9 protein-coding genes are annotated in these 6833 nt (G+C 72.3%); 1 reads left to right on the forward strand and 8 read right to left on the reverse strand.

Annotation, left to right across the window (positions count from 1 at the left end; translation table 11 throughout):
* The 7 genes from VGR37_17975 to VGR37_18005 form a co-directional block, all read right to left on the reverse strand.
* Positions 1–363 (reverse strand): hypothetical protein (locus VGR37_17975; protein HEV2149296.1); only part of this gene is annotated, 363 nt, incomplete at its 3' end.
* A gap of 106 nt (positions 364–469) precedes the next feature.
* Positions 470–1216 carry an MBL fold metallo-hydrolase gene (locus VGR37_17980; protein ID HEV2149297.1) on the reverse strand — a complete coding sequence of 249 codons (747 nt, stop codon included), beginning with the start codon at positions 1214–1216 and terminating at the stop codon, positions 470–472.
* A 52-nt stretch (positions 1217–1268) separates the two neighbouring features.
* Positions 1269–2108, reverse strand: a complete 840-nt coding sequence (locus tag VGR37_17985; GenBank protein HEV2149298.1) for a tryptophan 2,3-dioxygenase family protein — start codon at positions 2106–2108, stop codon at positions 1269–1271.
* Positions 2109–2111: 3 nt separating this feature from the next.
* Positions 2112–3536 carry a class II fumarate hydratase gene (locus VGR37_17990; protein HEV2149299.1) on the reverse strand — a complete coding sequence of 475 codons (1425 nt, stop codon included), beginning with the start codon at positions 3534–3536 and terminating at the stop codon, positions 2112–2114.
* Positions 3537–3686: 150 nt separating this feature from the next.
* Positions 3687–4232 (reverse strand): HAD family acid phosphatase, encoded by a 546-nt coding sequence (locus tag VGR37_17995; GenBank protein ID HEV2149300.1) that lies wholly within the window; start codon positions 4230–4232, stop codon positions 3687–3689.
* A gap of 61 nt (positions 4233–4293) precedes the next feature.
* Positions 4294–5019: an SDR family oxidoreductase gene (locus VGR37_18000; protein ID HEV2149301.1), complete on the reverse strand. Its 726-nt coding sequence runs from the start codon at positions 5017–5019 to the stop codon at positions 4294–4296.
* Positions 5020–5144: 125 nt separating this feature from the next.
* Positions 5145–5582 carry a DUF983 domain-containing protein gene (locus VGR37_18005; protein ID HEV2149302.1) on the reverse strand — a complete coding sequence of 146 codons (438 nt, stop codon included), beginning with the start codon at positions 5580–5582 and terminating at the stop codon, positions 5145–5147.
* 206 nt (positions 5583–5788) lie between these two features.
* Between VGR37_18005 and VGR37_18010 the strand changes: the two genes are divergently transcribed.
* The gene (locus VGR37_18010) at positions 5789–5995 is read left to right on the forward strand and encodes a hypothetical protein (GenBank protein ID HEV2149303.1); all 207 of its coding nucleotides are present in this window, start codon (positions 5789–5791) and stop codon (positions 5993–5995) included.
* A 40-nt stretch (positions 5996–6035) separates the two neighbouring features.
* On the opposite strand, the gene VGR37_18015 is transcribed toward VGR37_18010, so the two are convergent.
* Positions 6036–6833: hypothetical protein (locus VGR37_18015; protein HEV2149304.1), on the reverse strand; the 798-nt coding region annotated here is incomplete at its 5' end.

Here is a 6833-nt window from a genome sequence, read left to right on the forward strand (position 1 = left end):
CGTCCACCCGTCGCGCTCTTCAAGCAGCCCGCGCTCCAGGAGCGCGCGGGTCACCCGGCCGTCCAGGTGGTCGGCGAGCGCCGGCGCCCCGCGCCGCGCGAGCGACCAGAGGAGGTCCTGCTGCGCCTCGCTGAGCGAGGAGGCGTCCTCGTCGTCCGTGACCGCCTCTCCGGGCGAGACGCGGAGGAGCACCCGCGCGGCACCGGTGGGGATGACCATCCCGCCGCGGACGACGACCAGCTTCAGGGCGCGCAGCGGCCGCAGCACGCGGCCGTCCACTTCATCCGCGGCGACGGGCTTGCCGCGCGCGAGCAGCTCGCGCAGGAGCTGCTCCTGGTGGGGCTTGAGTGTGGGGTTCGCCATGGGAGACGGAAAACGGGAAAGTGTTTGCGTGATGCAAAGTTGACGGTCTCTACCCCACCTCCGCAAGAGCGTTCGCACTCTCGCACTCTCACACTCCCGCACTCCCCTATCTCGTCACCTTCCGCACGAACGCCGAGTCGGGGCGGGCACACTTCCCGTGCGCGTTGCACACCCAGCGCACCTCGTACGGCCTCACCCGCCCGAAGAGCGAGGCCAGGCTGGCCCGGCTTTGCTGGACGTCGCGGGTGAAGATCCGCTTGGCGCCCTGGAAGCCGGTCAGGTGGTTGTAGGCGATCGCGTCCCCTACGAGGAGCACGCTGCGGAAGAGATAGGCGGCGCTCCCTGCGGTGTGGCCGGGGAGGAGGAAGGCGCGCACGGTGTCCGCCCCGAAGGCGAAGGCGGTGTCCGCGCCGAAGGGGCGAACCTCCACCTCTCCCGGACGCGGCCCGCGGCGGCCGAAGACCCGTTCCGCCACGCGGGAGGGGAGGTCGCGGTGGCGCGCCTCTCCCACGAAGAGCGGTGCTTCCACCGCAGTGAGGTGGAACCGCGCGCCCCGCACCTCCCTCCAGGCGTTCACGTGGTCGCGGTGGCTGTGGGTCAGGAAGACCGCGCGCACCTCGTGCGGCGTCGCCCCCACCTGCCGCAGGACACGCCGCAGCCGCCTCCCCGCACCGGTCCAGCCCAGGTCGAACACTACCACGCCGCTGTCGGTGCGCGCCAGGTACACCAGGCTGCTCCAGGGGTGGGCGGTGGGGATGGCGAGCGAGCGCGGAGGGTCCTGCACCTGCCGCAGGTTGAGGGTGCAGGCGGCGAGCGGGAGCAGCGCGAGGAGGGGGAGGGCCCGGAGCTTCATCGACCGTGTGAGCGCGATCTACGCCGCATCTCGGATCCGCGGGGCAACGGGTCTACGTGGCTTCCTGCGCCCGCTCCCAGAGCGTGGCGCGCGCCTCCCAGAGGAAGGGGAAGAACAGCTCGCGGTGCTGGGCCGCCATGTCCAGGTAGCGGACGCCGGTAGTGTGGCCGGTCCCCACGTTGTCGGGGCCGATGGTGCGCTCGGCAGTGCGGGCGTGGATGAAGCGCCACACCTTCACCTCCTCGTCGAAGTCCAGCAGCGCCTCGGAGAGGAGCACCAGATCCGCGTGCGGGTTGTCCGCCGGGGATACCCGGTACGCGTCGGCCGGCTCCACGCCGCGCCGCGCGAACAGCTCCCGGCACGCGGAGGCCACCGAGGGCTCGTCCCACAGCTTCGCCAGGCGGTCCATCCACAGGTACGCCTGCGCCCCCGTCCCCGCCTCCTCGGAGAGCGGGCTCTCCAGGTGCATGCGGAACCGCTCCTCGCGCGCGCCGGCCAGGATCTCGATCTCGTGCCACTGCCAGCTCTCGGTTCCGCTGGCGGGGACGAGGTGCGCGCGGAAGGCGTAGAAGTCCGAGGGGGTCATCGTCTCCAGCACCCGCATCATCGGGGAGAGGAGGCGCGTGATGGCCGTGCAGCGGTGCGTCAGCCAGGTCGCCAGCCCCACGTCGTCGCGCTGCAGGGCGTCGATGATGCGGCGCAGGTCGAAGCGGAGCTGGGTGAACCACACCTCAAACGACTGGTGGGTCACCACGAACAGGTGCTCGTCCGGGTGGCGCAGCCGCTCCCCCTCGGGCTGGAGGCGGAGCAGCTCGTCCAGGCGCAGGTAGGTGCAGTAGTGCGTCTGGTCCGGGTCGCGGACAGCGTGCCCGCAGGGGAGGACGTGCTCCACGGCTCAGCCCGCGCCGCCGCCCGGGGCGCCCCCGCCGGGGATCCCCGGCTCGGTCATCTCGCGCACGTTCAGCACCTCGTCGAGCTGCGCGTCGGAAAGGAGCCCGCGGCGCTTCACCACCTCGCGCACCGACTCGGAGTTCTTCGCCGCTTCCTTGGCGACCGAGGCCGCCTCGTCGTACCCGACGTAGGCGTTCAGCGCGGTGGCGATGGACGGGTTCTTCTCCAGCAGCTCCCGGGCCCGCTCGCGGTTGGCCCCGATCCCCTCCACGGCGCGCCCGCGGAAGGCGTCGCAGGCGTTCGCCAGGATGTCGACGGACTGCAGCAGGGCGTTCGCCATCACCGGCATCATCACGTTCAGCTCGAAGTTGCCGTGCTGCCCGCCCACCGTGACGGCCGTGTGGTTCCCCATGACCTGCGCGCACACCATCATCAGCGCCTCGCTCATCACCGGGTTCACCTTCCCCGGCATGATGGAGGAGCCCGGCTGCACCGCGGGTAGGGTGATCTCGGCCAGGCCGGAGGTGGGGCCGCTCGCCAGCCAGCGTACGTCGTTGGCGATCTTCATCAGCGACACCGCCAGGGTGTTGAGCGCCCCGGAAGCGCTGACGAAGGCGTCCTTGGCGCCCTGCGCCTCGAAGTGGTTCTCCGCCTCGCGGAACTCCAGCCCGGTGTCGCGGCTGATGTGCTCGATGGCCCTGCGGGCGTAGTCCGGGTGCGCGTTGGTCCCCGTCCCGACGGCGGTGCCGCCCAGCGCCAGCTCGGCCAGCTCCTCCGAGGCGTTCCGGAGCCGGCGGATCCCGTGGTCCACCTGCGAGGCGTACCCGCCGAACTCCTGCCCCAGCCGGACCGGGGTGGCGTCCATCAGGTGGGTCCGCCCGCTCTTGACCACGTCGTCGAACTCGGCGGCCTTGGCCTGCAGCGCGTCGCGGAGCCGCTCCAGCGCGGGGATCAGGTCCTGGTGGATGGCGACGCGCGCCGAAACGTGCATGGCCGTGGGGATCACGTCGTTGGAGCTCTGCCCCATGTTGACGTGGTCGTTGGGGTGCACGCGCCCGCTCCCCAGGAGCGCGGTGGCCCGGGTGGCGATCACCTCGTTGGCGTTCATGTTGCTGGAGGTGCCGCTCCCCGTCTGGAAGATGTCCAGCACGAACTGCGCGTCCAGCGCCCCCTCGATCACCTCGTCGGCGGCGCGGGCGACGGCGTCCGCCACCGGCGCGTCCAGCCACCCCATCTCCTGGTTGGCCCGCGCGCACGCCTTCTTGATGGTGCCCAGGGCGTGGATGAAGCGGCGCGGGAAGCGGATCCCGCTGATGGGGAAGTTCTCGACCGCGCGCTGCGTCTGCGCGCCGTACAGCGCGCCGGCGGGGACCTGCATCTCCCCCAGGGAGTCGCGCTCGGTGCGGAAACCGGAGTTGCTATCCGTCATGGTGCCTCGGCTCGAGGGATGGGCGTATTCCGACATGCGGCGGTGCCGGAGGCTCCCGGCGCGGCGCTATAATGGCGGGGGGACGTACGGATTGCAAACGGCAGAGCGGGGCGGTGAAAGGTACCCTCCGGGCGCGAGTCGGCCTGTCCGCTACCGCCCCTCTCCCGGCGCGTCCTCCAGCAGCTCCTCCTGCTCCACCTCCAGCACCTCCAGCGCCTCCGCGGCGGCGTCCATTCCGGCACCGAACAGGAACACCGGGATCCCGGCGTCGCGCAGCGCCTCGGCGACGTCGATCCGGTCCTCGAAGGCGCAGACCAGCTGGTACTCCTCGCGGAGCGCGGCGACCGCGTCCGCCTTGAAGTAGCCCGCCGGGCGGCGCTCCCCCTCCGGGCGCATCACCAGCCGGTCGTAGTCGTCGAGCCCGTTGGCCTTGAGCCACCGTTCCGTCTTCTCCCGGGTGTAGTCCGGCCGTCCGGTGAGGAAGACGATGCGCGAGCCGTGCGCGCGCAGGGCCTGGAGGATCTCCATGGACGCGGCGATCGGAGCGTCCTGGTCGATGGCGTCGAAGTACGACTCCCAGTCCCGGGCGCGCCCCTGCTCCACCTCGACGAAGTGTGCGCGCGCCCGGTCGTCGGAGAGGGTGCCGTCCAGGTCCCAGATGACGGCCTTCGGCTTGTGCGGCGAGTGGTCGGGCATGACGGCAGAGTGCGTGAGTGCGAAAGTGCGTGAGTGCGTCAGGCAGGGGCCCGACGTTCACCTACCGCTTCGGCGGCTTGCTCGGCCGGACCTCCACCCGGGACGGGAGGGTGCGGCCGGGGAAGGCCAGCAGGTCCATCACGATCTTCGCGATGTCCTCCGGCTGGATCTTCCAGGCGTCCTCCTCGCTCGGGGTGTGGTCGTTGAAGTACGTCGCCACGCTCCCCGGCATGATGTAGTTGACCCGGATGTCGTGCTGCCGCACGTCCAGCATCAGCGCCTCCGAGAAGCCCACCAGCCCGAACTTGGATGCGTTGTACGCGGCCCCGCCCGCGAAGGGGTTCTTCCCGGCGAGCGAGGCGATGTTGATGATCCACCCGCCGCCGCGCCCGCGCATGTGCGGGACGGCCTCGTGGCAGCAGTAGTACACCCCGTTCAGGTTGGTCTCGATGACCTGCGCCCACTTCTCCGGGGGCAGCTCGTCCACCGGGGCGAAGGCGCCCACGCCGGCGTTGTTGATCAGCACGTCCACGCCCCCGAAGCGCTCCACCGTGGTGCCGATCATCCGTTTCACGTCGTCGTGGCGCCGCACGTCGCAGACGACGCCCACCACCTCGCCGCCGCCCCCCTCGTTCAGCCGCCGCGCCGCCTCCTGCACCTCGTCCTCGTGGCGGGCGGAGATCACCACGTTCGCCCCGGCGCCCGCGAGCGCCTCCGCGATGGCGTAGCCGATCCCCTTGCTTCCCCCCGTCACCACCGCCGCCTTGCCGCGCACCTGATCCGTCATGCCCCCTCCGCTGCCGTTCCTGCATCTGTCCGTCGCGAGCCGTTGGCTCGCTGCACCGCCCGTGCCAGCCACTCCGCACCGCGCCGCATCTGCAGGCCGTCCCGTGCAACCTGTCCCCTGCCGTTCTACTTCCGCACCGCCTCCCTTCCCTCCTCCGCCTCCTCCGGCGTGACCGGGAAGAAGACGGGCTCGAAGGCCATCCACAGCGTCCGGGAGAACGGGAGGAAGAAGATCGGCGCCAGTACCATCAGCACCGGCCCGCCGAACCGGAGGAAGGTCCAGGGCACGTCCGGCCAGGTGGCGACGGCGACGCCGACGAGGACCACGGCCAGCAGCCCCTCCGCGAAGGCGATGTTGAACACCATGGCGCCCAGCATGAAGTCGTCCTCGCCGCGGGCGGTGCGGATCCCGCAGACCGGGCACCTCTCGCGCATCCGGAACCACGACTCCACCACCCGCCCGCGTCCGCAGTGGGGGCAGCGCAACCGGGCCGCCCGCGCCACCCGCGTGCCGATCCCCGCGGGCCGCACCCCGCCGACGCTCGTGCTCTCCCCTTCCCGCATGCTGGCTCGCTCCCTCGTTTCCTGCCGGCACCGCGCCGGGCCCCGCAAGATCGCGCGCCCGGCGGACCCCCTGCAAGGCGGCACGCAAGATGCTCCCCGCTTGCCACACGGTCGGAGCGCCGATAATATGCCGCCCGACGGAACCTGCTTCGGGCGCCGCGCCGGGCCCGCCCGTCGGGCGAGAATGGAAATCTTCGGAGACTGCAATGCGACTCTTCCTGATCGGGGCGGTCCTCATCACCTTCCCCGCGATCGTGGCGGCCATCTACGCGATCGTGACCCTCGGTACCTGGGACTACAGCAAGTACATGCTGGCGGCCTCGGTGCTGGTGCTGTTCATGAACTCGCTCCCCTTCGTGGCCGCCGCCTTCCTCCTGCGGAAGGACAGCGACGCCGCCGACCTGGGCCACTGACCGGGCCGGGGGCTGGAACGAGCGCGAGGGCGCCCGCGGGTCACCGCCGGGCGCCCTCCTCGTTTTCCCGCAGCTCCCGGACGAGGCGCACCTCCTCGGGGGTGAGCACGTAGAGCGCGCCGTCGGCGGCCCAGGCGGCGTCCAGCACTCCCGCCTCCGAGCTCAGCGTCTCCCCCGTGGCGGCGTCCAGCACCCGGAGCGTCCCACCGTCCTCCGGCGACACCACGGCCAGCCGCGGCTCCGCCGGGGAGACCGCCAGCCGCACCCCCCCCTCCGCAGTGGCGCCGCGCAGGGCGCGGTCCCACAGCTCCTCCAGCCCCTCCGGCCCCGGCCGGAGCGCCGCCAGCGCCAGCCGCCCCTCGCCGACCAGCGCGTACAGCGTCCCGTCCAGCCCGGTCTCCAGGACGCGCACGGGGCCGCCCATGGCCCGCTCCGCCAGGATCCGCCCGGTCTGCGCGTCGCGCACGAGGATCCGCGGCTCGTCCCCGCCGAGCGCGTGGTAGACCCGGTCGCCCAGCGGCGAGACGGCGAGCGCCGTCCCCGCCGCCCCCCGCTCCGGCCACCCCCACACGGGCCGGAGCGATCCCGCGGCCACTCCCAGGACCCCACCGTTCCGGGACAGGACGTACCCGCCCCGGCCACGCGGGTGCACCTCGAAGCCGTCCTCCCCCACCCCCTCCCGCCGCGCCCGCACCCGCCCCTCGCGCACGTCCACCGCCAGCAGAACCGTCCCCACGCGGACGTACAGCGCGGCGGTGTCGCTCCCCACCACCCGGGCCGGCCCGGCGGCGCCCAGCTCCACCACCGCGGGCACCGCGCCGCGCGCTGTGTCCAGCAG

Source organism: Longimicrobiaceae bacterium (genome assembly GCA_035936415.1).
GTDB lineage: Bacteria > Gemmatimonadota > Gemmatimonadetes > Longimicrobiales > Longimicrobiaceae > JAFAYN01.